This is a genomic window from Candidatus Zixiibacteriota bacterium (genome assembly GCA_017999435.1).
In the GTDB taxonomy this organism is placed as follows: domain Bacteria; phylum Zixibacteria; class MSB-5A5; order GN15; family FEB-12; genus JAGNLV01.
This window is the reverse complement of record JAGNLV010000002.1, coordinates 137,395-154,217: the sequence shown is the minus strand read 5'-3', so window position 1 is coordinate 154,217 and position 16,823 is coordinate 137,395. Positions and strand designations below refer to the sequence as shown.

Sequence of the window (16,823 nt, the reverse complement as noted above, 5' to 3'; positions counted from 1 at the left end):
TATGGACTGCACGCCGGCGCCCCGTCGCACGTCTGTGTGTCGAATGCTAACGTGCGTGATGGCATATGCTTAATCAGGCGCGCAGACTTACATTATCAGGTGGAAGTCCTTGACAAGTCCCTGCGGCCGCCTTAATATGGTTGCCTGTTTGTTGACCGAAGCCGTGGAGGAGATACTGTCGGCCCCTGGTGGTTTCTCTCCGACTCGTTCCTGTCGGCCCCCATCCGTGCTTCGATCACTGACCACGAGAGAGACGCATTTGAGATGATATCAAACACGGAGATCAGGATGGGAATTGCGAAATTCTCTGCCACGGTAGCGACCGTTCTGGTTTTGTTGTCCTCCGGGATCAGCGCCAGCGGCTTCGAAAACTCGGGCGTCGGGATGAAAGCCCGGGGCATGGGGGGCGCGTTCCGGGCGATTGCGGATGACTGGACCGCCGCCTACTACAACCCGGCCGGCTATGCCTACATCCTGGACAACCAGCTGGGATCGGCCTGGGCCTTTGTGCACCACCGCGACGAGTTCGTGCCGAACACCCGCTGGGGCGGCACCTTCGACCGCGGTGTGTTCGACGGTCGCACCAACTACAACAACCATGAGATCCTCACCAATCCCTCCGCCGGCATCCTCCTCCGCCTCCCGGTGGCCGGCGAAACCGTGTTCGGCCTGAGCGCCTACCAGCGGTTCGACCGGAACATCACGTGGAAACTCTACGAGCCCCTGCGCGCCTACAGCGACAGCGCGAATTTTCCCGACGATCAGTTCGGCATGAACCTTGACGTCGTCTCATTCCAGCTGACGGCGGCGAAGGAGTTTGCCTGGGGCGAGCGCAGCGCCGCCCTCGGGATCGGTCTGCAGTTGCAGCGCGCCGACCTCATTTACACCAACGTCTTTTTCCGCCGGAACCCGATCACGAATTCGCCCGATGAACCCCTCTACGACGTGATGCAGGATTATCCCTGGGACGTGATCACCCAGTGGAGCCGCAGCGACGGCGAGGGGTGGGGATTCGGGGTCAACCTCGGGGCGATGGTGCAGTTGAGCGAGCGCACGCAGGCGGGGGTGACGTTCAACCTGCCGTTCCCGATCACGATCAGCGGCACCTCGCAGAGCCAGTTCTACATGCCGGACGGCGCGACCATGGTGACCAACCCGCCGCTGCCCGGGATCATCCCCGGCACCATCAGCCACCTGTTCGTCTCGGGGGCCGTGGTGCGGCCGATCTCCGATTTCGAGGTGGGTCTCGATCTGCCGCCGAGCCTGGGCGCCGGCGTGTCCTACCAGGCGACCGACCGGCTGGTGCTGGCGCTCGACGGCGAGTACACGTTCTGGTCGCGCTTTGACGGACTCGACTTCGCGTTCTCGAACGCCGTGGGCCTGGCCGGTCCGGCCGACACGGTGCCGCTGGCCCGCGAGTTCTTCACCGCCGACCTCAGCGCACCGGTCGACTGGGACAATTCGGTGAAGCTGATGCTCGGAGCCTCATATGACTTTCCGGAATTCCTGGCGCCCGAGGTGGGGTTGACGCTGGTGGGCGGGCTGTCGTGGGATCAGTCGCCCGCGCGCAACGAGTGGCGCCTGACCCCGCAACTGCTCGACACCGGCAATAAGTTCGGCTTCTCCGGCGGCGGCATCGTGCACCTCGACCGCTGGGATCTCGGCCTCGTCACCTCGTACACACGTCTGCAGCACCAGCGGGCCTGGGACCTTGACATGGACGAAGCTTTCACCAGCTTCCCCGGCTACTACCAGCCGCAGACTTTTGAAACCATCCTCTCGTTCAACTACCGGTTCTAGGGAGGTCGGAGATGCAAGCAATGACGAGATACCTACTGGCTGCTTTGATTCTGGTGCTCACGCTGGCGACGGGCTGCTCCGACCGGGGTGACAACACCGGACCTGTATATGACGGCGAGAGCGGCGTGCTGACCGCCGATCACATGTTCTTCCAGGAACTGTCCACCCAGATCCGCAACCAGGGTCGTTGGATGCTCTACCTGAAAGCCTGGGTGCCGAAGTACAATGAGTGGGGCCCGCCGCCGAACTACCACCCGGACCACCCGCTTCCCCTCCTGGTGCTCCTGCCGCCGGAAGACGCCGACGAGTGGTACTATTTCCACCACGGCCTCTCGCAGGTGGCCAATGAGTTGATGGCGGAAGGGCTCCTTGAGCCGATGGCCATCTTCGTCCCCCAGAACGACCCGGTTCTGGGCGGCTACTGGTGGGCGGGATCGGGCGGCGGCTGCGGCAATTATGACACTCTGGTCGGCGGCACGCTGATCGACCACATCCGGGAGAATGCGCTCGGCCCCGGCGCTTTCGACACGGCGCAGTGCATGACCGCCATCGGCGGGATCGGCACCGGCGCCTATGGCGCCGTCCGCGCCGCCCTCAAACACCCCGGACGCTTCGGATCCATCAGCGTCATCAACGGCCCGATGGATTTCGACGGCCTCGACGGCCAGGGCGGCCTGATCCCCCTGTTCGCAAAGGCCATCGCCGAACAGTCCGGCGTACCCTTCGCCACTAAGTGGGACACCTCCAGCTACAACGAGATCAGCCGTCTCCTCACCGGCGGCGCTATGGCTTTTTCCCCGCACGACACCCTCGTGTACCCGGTGATCACGTACACCCAGACTGGGCCCAGAGTCGCCTGTCCCGACTCCGCGAAGATCACGGGGACCGATACGTGGGTGCGCACCCGCTACAAAATTGCAGGTACGGAGACGCTCCTGCCCGATCTCATCAGCGCCGCCGATTTCTCGTTTCAGGTCCACCTCCCGTTTGATCGGTTCGGCCGGCCCTACAGCGCGCCCAACGAACCGATCTGGGACCTGTGGCTGCGCAACAGCCCGGACTCGATGATCTACAACGCCGAAAGCCAGGGGCGGGCCTTTCCCAACACCCACTTCTGGGTGGCCTACTCCCGGGAGGACGACCCCCTCGGGTACAATGTCATGACCCGGGACTTCGCCAAGCTGCTGCAGAAGTACCGGTATGATCCCGAGATTTACTACTTCGGAGGCTACGAGGGCAACCCGGGGTGGGGCGACGAGTACCTCACCCACCTGCTGCGCGAAGTGCTCATCTTCCACTCGAACTGCTTCCGTCAGGCCCGCCAGAACCAGCAGGGCGGGAACTGACCCGATTTGACCGGCACATGCGCCCGGAGAACTCGTTTCTCCGGGCTTTTTTGTAGAAGGAAAGGACAGGCGGATGGCTGAGACAACCCCCTACGATCTGCTTTCCGTGGGAGCACACCCCGACGACGTCGAGGTGGGGACCGGCGGCGTGCTGATCGACGCCGCCCGGCGGGGCTACAAAGTCGCCGTCGCCATTCTCACCGAGGGGGAACTGGGCACCGGCGGCACCGCCGAGATCCGGCGGCGGGAGGTGGAGGAGGCGGCCGGGATCCTGGGCGCCGAGGTCGTCGCCCGCTTTGACTGGGGGGACACCCGGCTGGAGGACACCTATGAACACCGGCGGGCCCTGGCGGAGGTTCTGCGGCGCACCCGTCCCCGCATCGTCCTGGCCCCGTACCCGCACGTCGGCCACGGCCGGCGCCAGTCGCACCCGGATCATGTCGCCGCCGGCATCATCGCCATCAACGCCGCCAACCTCGCGGCGCTGAAGAAAGCCGACGTCCCCGGCGAACCCCACCTGGTCACGCGCATCTTCCACTACTTCCTGCCCCCCGGCGTTTCCCCCAACTTCGTCGTCGACATCACGCCGCACTTCGACCGCTGGATCCAGGCCCTCTCGGCCCACCGCTCGCAGTTTTTGAACCCCGAGAAGTCGCGCGACTACCTCGAGGGGATTGCCGCCACCAGCCGCTCGTTCGGGCTCCTGACGCGTGTGAAGTACGGCCAGGGGTTCCATGCCGTCGAGCCAATCCTGGTCAAGGACATCATGACGCTCGCGGAGAGCTGGGAGGGCTAGGCGGCGAGGGGCGCGGCGGCCGCGGAGGGGAACATGGAGAGATTGGCCTTGCTTTCGGTGCGCCGGTCGTGTTTCTTGGCGCAAAACCGGTCCAACCGCTGAATCGGCCGCAGGGCCCCCAAGGAGGTCTCTCCCATGACATGCCGCGCATCCGCGTCGACGGTGCTGGTTGCCGTCGTGCTCCTGGCGATATCGGTCGTCGCCCGCAGTCCGCTGCCGCCCGTCGAGTCCGACCCGGGGCGGCCCGCACTCCCGCCCCTGGCGCTTTCTCCCGATTCCGTCTGCGATCCCGGTGTGGTCTGGCCGACGGCCTACGGCGTCCAGCAGACAGGGGAGATCAATGCCGCGTTCACGGCCGCCGGTAAGTTCGGCCTTAGGTTCTTCTATGGTCCGTGGGTGGATTCATGGCCGTCCCAGGGATTCGAAACGCCCGCCTACAGCGGAGTCGATTACCTGTTCACCGGGGGCCTCTGGGTTGGCGGTGTCGTCGGCAACGACACCCTCGTGTCGGTTACATACGACGGTTGGGTAAACGTGGAGGAGTTTTTCCCCCCTCGGCTCGTGCCGGAGGTTGATCGTTTTCCCGCCGTGTCGGATTTCGGCCTGCGGACGTCGTTCACCGATACGTGCGCATCGTGCCCGAGCGAGGATCCGATCGACAGCACTCACCGGCCGCTGGACGTGAAAGTCGCGTTGCGCAGCCACGCCTGGCGCACCCCGCCCCTGGACAAACACATCTTCTATGACGCAGTCATCACCAACATCGGCAGCGAACTGATCGAGGCGGGTTATGTCGGGCTGTACGTGGACGGCGACGTCGTTTGGGTCGGAAGCACGGGTGAGGGGTGGACTGACGATCTCGCCGGAGCGGTGCGGGAGGTCGGCACGGCGTACATCATCGATAACAACGGGGATTTCGGGTCGGGTGAGCCGGAGAAGTTGCGGGCGCTTGCGGCCCGCTTCCTGAACGCCTCCCAGTCCCCGTCCGACACAAACTGCAACTGGTGGATCTCCAACGGGTATGCCGAACTCGATTTCGGGCCCCGGCTGCGCGGCGCCCCGGATGACCCTTTCCGTGATTTCGGCACCGGCGGTCTCGGCACGCCGACCGGCGACGCCAACAAGTATTACGTGCTGCGCCATCGGGAATGGGACTACGACCAGTTCGCCACGGCGGCGATCGACTCGGCCGATCCGCTGTGGCTGACGCCGCCGGCCGCGCTGGCAGTCGATCTGTGCAATGGCTATGACGCGCGCTTCCTCCTCTCCCTCGGCCCGTTCACCCTCGCTCCCGATTCCAGCTTCCGCGTGATCTTCTCCATGTTCACGGCGGACTCCATCCACACTGTCCCCGGGAACCTGGCCCATCTTCCCGCTGACCCGGCCGCGTACCGTGACAACCTGGGTCTCGAGCGGCTCGCAGCCGGCGCGGCCGCCGGCGAGACGGCGCTGCCGCTCCTGCTGGATCCGCTGCAGGCGCCCGCCTGGCTGGAAGTCGCCCCGGGGTACGGGCACTCCGACCTCTCGTTGGAGTGGGATCCGTGGGTGTACGACGAAGTGACCGGGTACAACATCTATGTCACGCCGCTCGATCCGGGGCTTCTCCCGCACCCGGGCGCTGTGCCCCCCTGGCTCATTCCCGAATCGCCGGTTCTCGCCGGCACCGCCGGCCGGACGTACAAGGCTGTCCTGCCGTGCGACCCCGGCGTGTTCGCCGCCGTCAATATCGCCCACGTCTCCGCCGCCGGCGCGGGGGCCTTGAGCACGTCGGAGTTCATCCACGTCCCGAGCCCCAGTGCGCCGGATGTCAGGTCCATGTGGTTTGTGCCGGGGGAGGAGGAGGCGGTTGTTCACTGGCCCGCCCAGGCGGGCGTCGACCGCTACCATGTGTACCGGGGCACCCGGTACTTCGCGCCCTTCTACAGCGAAGGCCGGCTGGCCGCTTCGTCCTACGGCGAGCCGTTCGACAGCGTGACGGCGGACGGCAGGTGGTACTACTACTACCGCATGGCGCCGTACTTGGAGGTGCCGGCGCTCGAATCGTCGTTTACAGAAACCGTCGCCGACAGCGCCGATTTCCTCATCACGGCGGTCAACGCCTACGGGTTCGAGTCGGCCCCGCGGCCGGTCAAGGTGCTGCGGGTGCCGGTGCGGGACAAGAGCCTCATGGTGCTGACGAAGACGGCGTCGGGGCCGGGCGGAATCTTCTCCCCGACCGCCTTCTGCGAGCAGTTCTATCAGGCGGCGTTCCGCTACGAGATTTTTGATTACATCAACGCCGCTGACCCGCAGTGGCTTCAGCTCATGCCGTACGACATGGTGATCATCGACGGCCCGTTCCACGACGGCTTCCCGAGCCCCACCGGCGGATTTCCGGTCGCTCTCGAGCGGTACCTGAAGTCCGGAGGGAAACTCGTCTGCTTCTCGAACCTGGGGGCGTACTACGGGATGGGCTACCTGACGGGGCCCGGGACGCGGGCGCTGCCATCGTCCGTTCGCTCCTGGTTCGGCGTCGACTCCGCCACCTGCACGGGCTACGGCTACTATTACACCAACGGCATCCCCCACGTCGACAGCATCTTCGCCTTCCATACGGCGGAGCCGATCGGCGGCGGTTTCCCGTCGCTCTCCTGCGACACCGCCGCCTTCCCGCTCGCTGCGAACTGGACCACGTTCTGGCCGGAAACCAGTCCCCCCTCGGTGGCGACCTTTACGCTTTCGTCGGATCCCTCGGCCGATGCCGTCGCCACGCACGTCTTTCGGTCGCTCGCGCCGGCCACCTCCCTGCAGGAGGGAGGGATCGTCGGCGTCAAGAGTCGGGTGGCTTTCTTCGATGACACGTCCGACGTGCACCTCTTCGGTTTCCATTTGTACCACATGGACACGCTCGATGCCCGGGCACTGCTGGCGGCCCTGCGGACGCCCAATTCGGCCCCGGCCCTCGCCCTGACCGGCGAGCCCGGCTACGAGCGGAAAGGCGTGGTCCCGCAGTGGGGGAATCCCGGCACCGCCTTCGAGTTCCGCGTCGAGTTCAGCGATCCCGACGGCGACCTGCCGCTGCCCGGCTACCCGCGGGTGCACCTTTACAGCGCCCTCACCGGGGGACCGGCGGTCGGAAGTCCGTTCCCGATGACGGCGGTGTCGGGCGCGCGCTCGGCGGGCCAAGTGTACGCGGCGGTGGTGCAAGACCTCCCGCCCGATCCCTCGTACACGTACTGGTTCGAGGCGCGCGATGAGCACGGCGCGGCCGCCGCCGGCGCCGTCACCGCGGCCCACCGGTTTTACGGTCCGGTCGTCACGGATCCGGGCGGAGCGGTCCGGTGGGTGGCCGTAACCGGCAACGACACCACCGGCACGGGCGACGAGGGCGCGCCGCTGGCCTCCGTCCAGCGCGCCGCCGATCTCGCCAACAACGGCGACACCATCCGCATCGGCGACGGCGTCTATCCCGGCGCCTTCCTCAGTTTCTGGGGAAAACAGCTGGTGATCGAGTCGGTTCACGGCGCCGCGGCGACCGTCATCGACGGCGGGCTGTCACCCAATGTGATCGCCTCGACCAAGATCGGAGTGCCGCTGGCGGGTTTTGAGGACAGCACGTTTGTGCTGCGCGATCTGACTCTGCGCAACTTCGGAAATGATACGCTCGACGGCCGGGTGCTGGACCTGAACGGGAGCAGTCCGTCGATCCGCGACTGCCGGTTTGAGGCGACGCGGGGGCGGTCCGCCGGGGCGGTGGTCTGTCGGGGCGGGAGTCCCGTCTTCGAAGGCTGTGCCTTTATCGCCAACCGGGCCGACTCGGCCGGAGGGGCGGTGTGGCTCGACTCGTGTGAGATCCGGTTTGTCGGCTGCACGTTTGCCGGCAACGCCGCCCCGCTGGGTTCGGCGGTGTGGGCTTCCGCGTCGCACGTCACGCTCGAGCGCTGCATCCTCGCCTATGGCCAGGGGAGCCCGCCGGTGGCCTTCGACCCGGCGCACCCCGGCGCCGTAACGGTCTCCTGCACCGATCTCTTCGGCAACGCGGGGGGCGACTGGAGCGGCTGCCTCGCCGGGCTGGGAACAGGCGACAACCTGACCCGCAACCCGCAGTTCTGCGACACGACCGGCGGCGACTACCACCTCTTCGTGCACTCCCCCTGCCGGGCGGAAATGAACAACTGCGCCGCGCTGATCGGGGCTTATGCGGTCGATGAGGCCTGCGCCGGATGCTGCGCGCTGCGGGGGGATCTCACCGGCGAGGGTTCGGTGACGGTCGCCGACATCACCGCCCTCATCCGCCAGGTCTTCCGCGGCGGGGCGGAGCCGGGTTGCCCGGAGCACTCCAACGTCAACGGAGGCCTGGGGGTCAGCCTGATCGGCCCCGTGAGTGTGGTAGATATCACGTACCTGGTCAACTATGTCTTCCGAGGCGGATCGGCGCCTCCCGCCTGCGGTTTCCCGGGCGCGCCCGAAGAAGTCGTTCCTGATTTTGGGGCGGTCGGCGGCGCCGCTCCGGTTCCCTCGCCGCGGCCGTAGCTCAAGCGGTGAAGATGTCATAAGAGAAGGCGGCCTCCGCGCGGGGGCCGCCTTCGTGCTCTGCGGACCGGTCACACGCAAGCCGGGCTACATCTGCATTGCCAGCGCTTTCTGAATGAGCGTATCGAGCGCCGGGCCGCGGCAGGTGTCATGCATGGCGATCAGCGTCCCGTCCTTGCCGATCAAAAAAGGCGAGGGGATCGAGCCGACCGCGAAGGCCTGGGTGATGCCGCCGGTCCAGTTCTGTTCGTCGTAGACGTGGCGCCAGGGCATCCCGGCCTCGGTGATCCACGCCCGGTAGGCATCCTGGGTCGTCTGGTTGGGATAGTCGAGCGAGATCGACAGGATGTCGAATCCCTGGGATCTGTATTTCTCGTATGCGGCTTTCAGGTAGGGCAGTTCCGCGCGGCACGGGCCGCACCAGGTGGCCCAGAAATCCAGCAGGAGCACTTTGCCCCTGTAGTCCTCGAGCGACACCGGCTTGCCGTCGATATCGGTGGCCGTCAGCGGGATCGGCCAGCTCGCCTTCACCATGTCGGCGGGAAAGAGCGTCTTGGCGACCGCCATCGCATTCTCATCGGCGGCGTTGCGGGCGGCGAAATCTTTGATCTGCGGATAGAGCGTCTCGCGCGCCTCCCCGGCGGCGCCGAGGCGGGCCGCCAGGATCCACCCCTCCGCCCCGCCATAGCGGCGGTAGGACGAGTCCATCCGGCCGTAGTAGCTCTCCGCTTTGGCCAGCGCCGCCTGCCCCTCGGGCGTGCCGGTCGCGGCGGGACCGTGCTCCATGATGGCCGCCGCCACCCCGCGGTAGCAGGCCTCCGAGGCCGATTCTGCGTTCGGCGAGGTCGCCAGGTAAGCGTCGACTTCCTTCATGATAGTCTGCGAGACCGCCCCCCACTTCTCGTCGTAGGGGGAGTTCATGCGGCCCAGCGAGATGATGCGCTCGAGGTCGTAGTCGAAACGGTCGCCCAGGAGCGCCTCGGTAGCGGCCAGCCGCTTCGCCTCGAGGTCAAGGTTGGCCGCAGCGGTCTGCCAGGGGTGCCAGACCTGGCTGTTGACGCGGAGAATCTCCTGCTGCCCGTCAAACCACGCCACCAGCGCCGCGGAGTCGGTGATTCCCTGCGGCGGCGTCACGTCGCGCGGCAGGCCCGCCGCCAGCATCCCCATCTTCTCCGTATCGAGCTGGCGGGCCTTGTCCAGGATCGCGGCGAAGCGCGGGTCGTCCCGCAGCGGAGCGAGGTCCGGGTCGTTTTCGAGATGATCGACTACGGTCCAGCCGCGGGTGACGGCCGTGTCGAGATAGGCCAGCGCCGCGTCGGCGTTCCCCATCCGGCTGTAGGCGCAGGCGAGGTTGTACAGCCCCCACCGTCCCTCGGGAATCACCTCCGCCTGTTTCCGGAACGCCGCCAGCGCGGAATCCTGTTGGCCCCGCTCGAGGGCGCCGTACCCCTCGTTGCTCAACTGGATGTACTGGGTGATGAGAGCCTGGTCGTAGGCAGTCGGGAGCGTCAGGCGCGGCGAATCGTCCGACCCGCCTGAGCAGCCGAGAACAAGCAGCGCCAGTCCGCCGAGAACGAGCGCGGCGACGGTCGTTTTGTGAGGCACGGGGCAACTCCTTTCGGTGGTATGAGTTCGTCGGAGATAATAAGATGATCCCCGGCCGCCGAGGCAAGCGCAGATATTGGGCGCGCCGCCGGCCCGCCCGGGCCGCTCAGGCCCGGGCCGACTGCGTCAGCGCGTCGAACGCCGACCGCAGGTCGATCAGCAGATCATCGATATGTTCGATCCCGACCGACAGCCGCACCAGGCCGTCGGTGATCCCCCGCGGCTCGCGGATTTCCCTGGGAATCGAGGAATGGGTCATCGCCGCCGGGTGGTTCACCAGCGACTCCACCCCGCCGAGCGACTCGGCCAGCACGAACACCCGCAGCGCCATCACGAACCGCTTGACCGCCTCGAAATCGAACTGCGGCGCGATCGTGAACGCCACCATGCCGCCCGGAAGGCGCATGCGGTTCGGCACCGGCCGGCCGTCGAGCCCCGGAAAATACACCTTCTCCACCGCCTCGACCGTCTCGAGGTACTCCGCGATCTTCATGGCGTTGACCGAGTGCCGCTCCATGCGCAGCGCGAGCGTTTTCAGCCCCCGCAGCACGAGCCAGGATTCCCACGGTCCCAAGTGCGCCCCGCCGGCGTACTGGTTGAACCAGAGCTGCTCACCGAGCGAGGAATCCTTCACAATGAGCGCGCCGGCCACGAGGTCGCAGTGGCCGCCGAGGTACTTGGTCATCGAGTGGAGGACGATGTCGGCGCCGAGTTCGAGGGGCTGCTGGAGGTAGGGCGTGGCGAAAGTGTTGTCGACCCCGACCAGGATCCCGCGCTCCTTCGCGACCGCCGCGACTTTCTCGATGTCCACGAGGTGCATGAGCGGGTTCGTCGGGGTCTCGAGCCAGAAGAGCCGGGTGTTCGGGCGGATGGCGCTCTCGAGATTCTTCGGGTCGCGCCCGTCAACATAGGTGAAATCCAGCCCGAAGCGCCGTCCGATCCGCTCGAACTGGCGCATCGTGCCGCCGTAGAGATCGTCGACCGCCACCACGTGGTCGCCGGTTTTGAGTAGTTTGAGCACCGCGTCGAGCGCGGCCAGCCCGGAGGCGAACGCCGCCGCCTTCGTCCCCCGCTCGAGTTTCGCCAGCGTCTCCTCGAGCGCCAGCCGCGTCGGGTTTTTCCAGCGGGCGTACACGTAGCCCGACTCATCCCCCGGATAGTCGACACGGTAGGTCGAGCTGGGGTAGATCGGGGTGGTCACCGAGCGCGTGCCGTCCTCCGGCACGCGGCCGGAGTGGATCGCGGTGGTTTCGAACTGCCAGTTCTTGCTGCGGTCGTGAGCCATAAGCGCCTCTACTCGATGAATCCTTTCTCGCGCATCCACTCGTCGTTGAAAATTTTGCTGATATACTTGTTCCCGTGGTCGGGGAGAATCGCCACGAGCAGTTTGTCCTCGGCCAGATCGGCTTCCTGCGCGTAGCGGAGCGCCGCCAGCACGATCCCGCCGGAGGAACCGCCGCCGCAGATGCCCTCTTTGCGCGTGAGATCGCGGGCCATGAGGAAACAGTCCCGGTCGCTCACCTGGCAGATGTCGTCGATCACCGTCAGATCAAGCGTCGGGCAGAGGAAGTCATCGCCGATCCCCTCCACCAGGTAGGGGTGCGCCTCGGGGAGAGCGCCGGTTTTGAAGTAGTGGTAGAAGACCGAACCCTCGGGGTCGGCGGCGATCACGGCGACTTTCGGGTTCTGCTCCTTGAGGTAGCGGGCGGTGCCGGAGACGGTGCCGCCGGTGCCGATGCCGCCGACGAGGACATCGATCTTCCCCTTGGTCTGGCGCCAGATTTCCGGGCCGGTCGTGCGGTAGTGGGCCTCGATGTTGTCGGTGTTGAAATACTGCCCGACGAAGTACGAGTGCGGCGTCTCGCGGGCGATCCGTTTGGCGGTCTCGTAGTAGGAGCGGGGATCCTCCGGTGCAACCGCGGTCGGGCAGACATGGACCTGGGCCCCGAACGCCCGGAGCGCGTTGATCTTCTCCGCCGACATCTTGTCGGGGATAGTCAGGATGGCGCGGTAACCGTGGGCGGCGGCGAACATGGCCACCGCCGCGCCGGTGTTCCCGGAGGTCGCCTCGACAATCGTCCCCCCCGGCGACAGCTCCCCTTTGCGCTCCGCCTGCCGCAGCAGGTAGATCGCCATGCGGTCTTTCACCGAGCCGGTCGGGTTGAGAAACTCCGGTTTGACCAGGATCGTCGCCTTGATCCCCCATTCCCGGGGCAGCACGCGGAGCCGGACGAGCGGGGTGTTGCCGGCTGTCTCGGTCATATCCTCGGCGTAGGCAATGTCCCGGAGGCGGGCCGGGAGAGGTGTGGGGTTGTGGCTGTTCATGGACAAATAATCTCTCTCTTGTCTGGGTCGTTGTTTTCGGGCGTTCGCACGGTCCAGAACACCGGAGGGCCGGGAAAGTTCGACGCCGGCCCGTAGTATAGCGGGCGCGGAGAACCTGTGTCAAGGCCATGGCGGCGGGCCGCACCCGCGGGAGCGCGCGAGACAGCCGATGCATCGTGCGCGATCCGGCCGCGCGCGCCTTTTCCCCGCAACCGCCCGCCCGGCTGCCCGTATATTCAATCACGAACACCGGCGGACCGCCCGTCCACGAAACCGACCGAACTGAGAGGTGTCGCCATGATCGCCGACCGTGTTCTCTCCGAGCAGCTCGCGCTGTTCTTCTATGCCGACCCCATTATGAGCCGCTAGCCAACCGCGGCTCCGTCAATAAACTTCCTCAGGGTCCCGTTTCCCGGCCAAGGACGCGGGACCCTTCATATTTTGTTATATCATTGTCAATCAATATAGTACGATGGTGCTTGTTGATCCGGGACCGGTGTGTGTGCGAACTCTTTCCTCATTTCATCGGTGTAAAAAAAAGTTTGCTTCTCGGAAACCGGAGCACATAATTAGCCGGTTTCCGCTAGCACCTTGAACTTGTTCTGAGGGAGTCGAAAATGCGTTGCGCCGAGTGTGGCGACAAAATCACGGGCAAGCCGATCAAGCGCGGGAACCGGGTGTTCTGCTCGATCGATTGCGCCGAGTCCGCTGCCCAGGACCGGTACGATGACGAGGAAGACCAGGAACTCGACGATGAATTCGACACGCTCGATGAGGAAGAGGTCGACTTTGAGGAGGATTCCGAGGACCGTTTTTTGGGAGGAGAGGACGACGAGCGGTAGCCGGCGGAGGGCGCCGGCGGTCGTTGCGCGGGGCATCTCCCGGGCCGATTTTTCCGGGCGCTGTTCCTGCATGGGCTGCGCCCCGGATCATCGCGCCGGCGGGTATCGGTCATGAGGGCGAGCGGGGGCGAAAATTATATCCTTGACAAACCGGATTGGCGCGATAAATTACCGGGCTGGAAACTCGGACCAGTTAGGACAGATTTGAAGGTGAGCGACCGCGCGCCGGATACCGACGCGACAACCGCAAAAGAGAGACAACCAAGGAGTGCCGGCTGGATCTGGGATGCGCGGCACGTTAAGGATCACTGCTAACGCAACCAGACGTGTGCAAGTTCGCCGGGGACTTGAGCATGTCTTTTTTTTCATGCAAACCAACAACTCCCGGCAGTGAGGTAGTGTGATATGTTCAAGCGTGTGTCGCTGGCTCTAGTGGCGCTCGCGATGCTTCTGGCGGCGGCCGGTTGCTCGAAAGCCCCGGAAGCGGAAATGCAGGCCAGTGAAGCCGCTATGCAGGCGGCAGTCGCGGCCGAAGCCGAGCAGTACGCGCCCGAAGCGTTCCAGGCTGCACTGGACACGCTGAATTCCGCCAAGGCCCTCAAGGCCGAGCAGGACGGCAAGTTTTCGCTGTTCCGCCGCTACGGGAAAGCGGCCGAGATGTTCGTCCGCGCCCAGACCCTCTCTGAGCAGGCCGCTACCGCTGCCGCTGAAGAGAAGGAGCGCGTGCGGGTGCTGGTGGCCGGTCTGTTGACGCAGGCCGACAGCGTGTTGACCCAGGCCACGCAGCTTGTCGACAAGGCCCCCCGCGGCAAGGGGAACAAGGCTGAGATCGAGCTCATGCGGGGCGAGTTGTCCTCGGCGACCACCGCGCTCGCCGATGCCCGGGCCGACTTCGACCGCGGTCAGTTCCTGGTCGCCAAGACCAAAGTCGAGGCCGTCAGCCAGCGCCTCAACAGCCTGATCAACGAAGTCAATACCGCCTTCTCGCGCACGGGCCAGCGCTGACCGCTGCCCCCGCGACAACATACGGCCCCGGGGACCCTTGCACAGAATCGGTCTCCGGGGTGTTCTTGTAGGAGAACTCCTTCGATGACGGGGCACGACGGCAGGTGCGACGGACGCTGCGCAGACTGACTTTCGCCGCCGTTCTGATCGGCGGCCTGGGCGGGTGCGAGGATGCCCCCGAGGGGCTGTACCGGCAGGCCGATTCGGCTGTGCGCCGGGTGCGCACGCAGACGACCGGCGCCTACGCCGATTCGCTGCTGCGCCAGGCCGACAGCCTGCTCCTATCGGGCCGTCTGGAAATGGCCCGACAGAACGGCCGGATCGGGCCGTTCCGGGATTTTGCCGCCGCCGAGTCGCTGCTCACCCGGGCGCTCCAAACCGCCGTGGCCGCCTCCGATTCGGCCAAGGTCCGGCACGACCGCGCCCGCGATGCCGCGCTCGCCCGGCGCGACGAGCTGCTGACCGAGCTTAAGACCTGGCGGGAGGCGCTCAATGGGTTCCTCCGCCTCCACGGCGCGGAAAAACGGCTGACCAACGCCGAACTCGGCCTCCAGATCGGCCGCCGCCTGATCGACTCCGGCAAGTACGCCGAGGCCATGGAGGTGATGGATGACGTGCGGGATTCGCTCGGACGGATTCGCGACATTGTCGACGAGTACATGCGCGATGAGTCCCGCCACATCAGCACCTGGCGGCGCTGGGTGAACGAAACGATCCAGGAATCCCGGGCCACCGGGACGTCGGCCCTCATTGTCGACAAAGCGGCGCACCGGGCCTACCTGGTGTCCAGCGGGCGGCTCGTGAAATCCTGGCCGGCCGACCTCGGCCACAACCCCTCGCGCCAGAAGCTGTTCGCGGGCGACGGTGCGACGCCGGAGGGGATGTACCGGGTGACCGAAGTGCGGCGCCGCGGCAGCAAGTACTACCGCGCCCTCATGCTGAATTACCCGAACGAACTGGACCGCCGGCGGTTTATGGAGAATAAGAAAGCCGGGGTCATTTCCTCGGGCGCCAAAATCGGCGGCCTGATCGAAGTTCACGGCGAGGGCGGTCAGAACCGCGATTGGACCGATGGCTGTGTGGCCCTGTCCAACGAGGACATCGACGAACTGTTCCAGCACGTGCAGAAAGGGATGCCCGTGACGATTGTCCGGCGCTCCGACAAGTGGCCATGAGATATGTCGTGATTGTGCTCATCGTCGCGCTGACGGTCACCTTCGCCGCCATCTACCTGTCGCCTCCGGACGAGGCCGACGGGTCGCGCGCGGCGCAGGTGGTCGGCGACACCGCCGCCCGGCTGCCCGAGGGCCGCTCGCTGCGCAGCCAGCTCGCGCTTTTGCAGCGCGACCTCAAGCGGGTCGCCCCCCGGGAGCCGTATATCGTGATCAACACCCACGCGAGCAAGCTGTCGCTGCGCACCGCCGACAGCGTGCTGTTCGAAGCGGTCTGCTCGGCCGGTTCGGGGGCCGAACTGACCGACTCCACCACCGGGCGGCGCTGGGTGTTCGACACCCCGCGCGGAATGTACAAAGTCACGAGCAAGATCAAGGATCCGTGGTGGCGCAAGCCTGACTGGGCGTTTGTCGAAGAAAACGAACCGGTCCCCGAGGACGAAAACGAGCGGCTCGATCCGCGCATGATGGGCGAGTACGCCATCGGTTTCGGCGACGGCTATTTCATCCACGGCACCATCTACGAGCGCCTCCTCGGCGTCAACGTCACCCACGGCTGTGTCCGCCTCGGCGCGGAGGATCTGCGCTACCTCTACAAGAAAGTGCCGATCGGCACGAGGATCTATGTCTTTTAGCCGCCCTCGGCTGCGCGCCCTGATCGCCCTCGGCGTCCTCGCCGCCGCCGCTATCGCCTCCTGCGAACAGCAGCAGGCGGCCTCCCAGACCACCGGCGCGGCCGACCCCGGGGAAGCCCGCCTCGAGCGCGAGTACATGCGCGCCCTGGCTGAGATGGAACTGGCCCGCGGCGACCGCACCTACCTCGTCATCGACCCTGGCAGGCGGGCCCTGCTGCTGAAGCTCAAAGGCGCCGTCGTTTTCTCCGTCCCCATCACCGTCGTCGACGACGACACCGCGCTCTCGGCCGGCGAGGTGACCGACCGGCTGCGCGAGTTCGGCCTGGACCTGCTCGGCGACGACGTCGAGGTCTCGTTCCTCCGCGACCGTTACATGTTCAGCAGAGCCGGCGTCATCCCCGATTCGATCCTCCAGATCATCTGCGACGCCGTCAACGCCGACCCCGCGCTGGTCCAGCGCTTCCTCCCCGAGCGCTTTGTCCTGGAATGGGAGGGGGGCGCCGTGCTCGACGTGCGCACCACCGTCAAGGGGCAGGCGACCTCGGCGTTCGGCAACATCATGGCCGGTCTCAAGCAGATCATCAAGCGTCCCTTCACCACCCAGTTGCGCGTGCAGATGGACGCCGAGGCGGCTCTCACCCTGTACTCGGTGTGCGAGCCGGGCACGCCGACCATCCTCACCGCGATGCAGTAACCTCCCCGCCGGGCCGCGCAAAAAAAGCCGGAACCGCGAGAGTCATGACCATGGCGCCGTCCGCCTGTCCCCCGGCCGTTCCCGTTAAGCC

12 protein-coding genes are annotated in these 16,823 nt (G+C 66.0%); 9 read left to right on the top strand and 3 right to left on the bottom strand.

The window, feature by feature from the left end; translation table 11 throughout:
- The first annotated feature begins 288 nt into the window (after positions 1-288).
- The 4 genes from KA261_06125 (at position 289) to KA261_06110 (ending at position 8,454) form a co-directional block, all read left to right on the top strand.
- Positions 289-1,800 carry an outer membrane protein transport protein gene (locus tag KA261_06125; GenBank protein ID MBP7697369.1) on the top strand — a complete coding sequence of 504 codons (1,512 nt, stop codon included), beginning with the start codon at positions 289-291 and terminating at the stop codon, positions 1,798-1,800.
- Positions 1,801-1,820: 20 nt separating this feature from the next.
- A complete protein-coding gene (locus KA261_06120; protein ID MBP7697368.1) occupies positions 1,821-3,146 on the top strand; it encodes a hypothetical protein in 1,326 nt (441 codons plus the stop codon).
- A gap of 73 nt (positions 3,147-3,219) precedes the next feature.
- Positions 3,220-3,942, top strand: coding sequence for a PIG-L family deacetylase (locus KA261_06115; GenBank protein ID MBP7697367.1), 723 nt, complete (start codon positions 3,220-3,222; stop codon positions 3,940-3,942).
- Positions 3,943-4,077: 135 nt separating this feature from the next.
- Complete coding sequence (locus KA261_06110; protein MBP7697366.1) at positions 4,078-8,454, top strand: hypothetical protein; 4,377 nt, start codon at positions 4,078-4,080, stop codon at positions 8,452-8,454.
- 87 nt (positions 8,455-8,541) lie between these two features.
- Here KA261_06110 and KA261_06105 read toward each other — a convergent pair whose 3' ends face one another.
- The 3 genes from KA261_06105 to KA261_06095 all read right to left on the bottom strand — a co-directional run bounded on the left by KA261_06105 (position 8,542) and on the right by KA261_06095 (position 12,384).
- On the bottom strand, positions 8,542-10,059 hold the full coding sequence (locus tag KA261_06105) for a redoxin domain-containing protein (protein ID MBP7697365.1): 1,518 nt from the start codon (positions 10,057-10,059) through the stop codon (positions 8,542-8,544).
- A 106-nt stretch (positions 10,060-10,165) separates the two neighbouring features.
- Complete coding sequence (locus tag KA261_06100; protein MBP7697364.1) at positions 10,166-11,344, bottom strand: PLP-dependent transferase; 1,179 nt, start codon at positions 11,342-11,344, stop codon at positions 10,166-10,168.
- Between the two features lie 8 nt (positions 11,345-11,352).
- A complete protein-coding gene (locus KA261_06095; GenBank protein MBP7697363.1) occupies positions 11,353-12,384 on the bottom strand; it encodes a pyridoxal-phosphate dependent enzyme in 1,032 nt (343 codons plus the stop codon).
- A 617-nt stretch (positions 12,385-13,001) separates the two neighbouring features.
- On the opposite strand from KA261_06095, the gene KA261_06090 reads away from it, so the two are divergent.
- From KA261_06090 to KA261_06070, 5 genes are all read left to right on the top strand, one after another.
- Complete coding sequence (locus tag KA261_06090; GenBank protein ID MBP7697362.1) at positions 13,002-13,226, top strand: hypothetical protein; 225 nt, start codon at positions 13,002-13,004, stop codon at positions 13,224-13,226.
- A gap of 405 nt (positions 13,227-13,631) precedes the next feature.
- The gene (locus KA261_06085; protein MBP7697361.1) at positions 13,632-14,231 is read left to right on the top strand and encodes a hypothetical protein; all 600 of its coding nucleotides are present in this window, start codon (positions 13,632-13,634) and stop codon (positions 14,229-14,231) included.
- A gap of 104 nt (positions 14,232-14,335) precedes the next feature.
- The gene (locus tag KA261_06080) at positions 14,336-15,406 is read left to right on the top strand and encodes a L,D-transpeptidase (protein MBP7697360.1); all 1,071 of its coding nucleotides are present in this window, start codon (positions 14,336-14,338) and stop codon (positions 15,404-15,406) included.
- Positions 15,403-16,038 (top strand): L,D-transpeptidase, encoded by a 636-nt coding sequence (locus KA261_06075; GenBank protein ID MBP7697359.1) that lies wholly within the window; start codon positions 15,403-15,405, stop codon positions 16,036-16,038. Before KA261_06080 ends, KA261_06075 begins: the two co-directional genes overlap by 4 nt.
- Positions 16,028-16,732, top strand: coding sequence for a hypothetical protein (locus tag KA261_06070; GenBank protein ID MBP7697358.1), 705 nt, complete (start codon positions 16,028-16,030; stop codon positions 16,730-16,732). The genes KA261_06075 and KA261_06070 overlap by 11 nt, the downstream gene beginning before the upstream one ends.
- Positions 16,733-16,823: the final 91 nt, after the last annotated feature.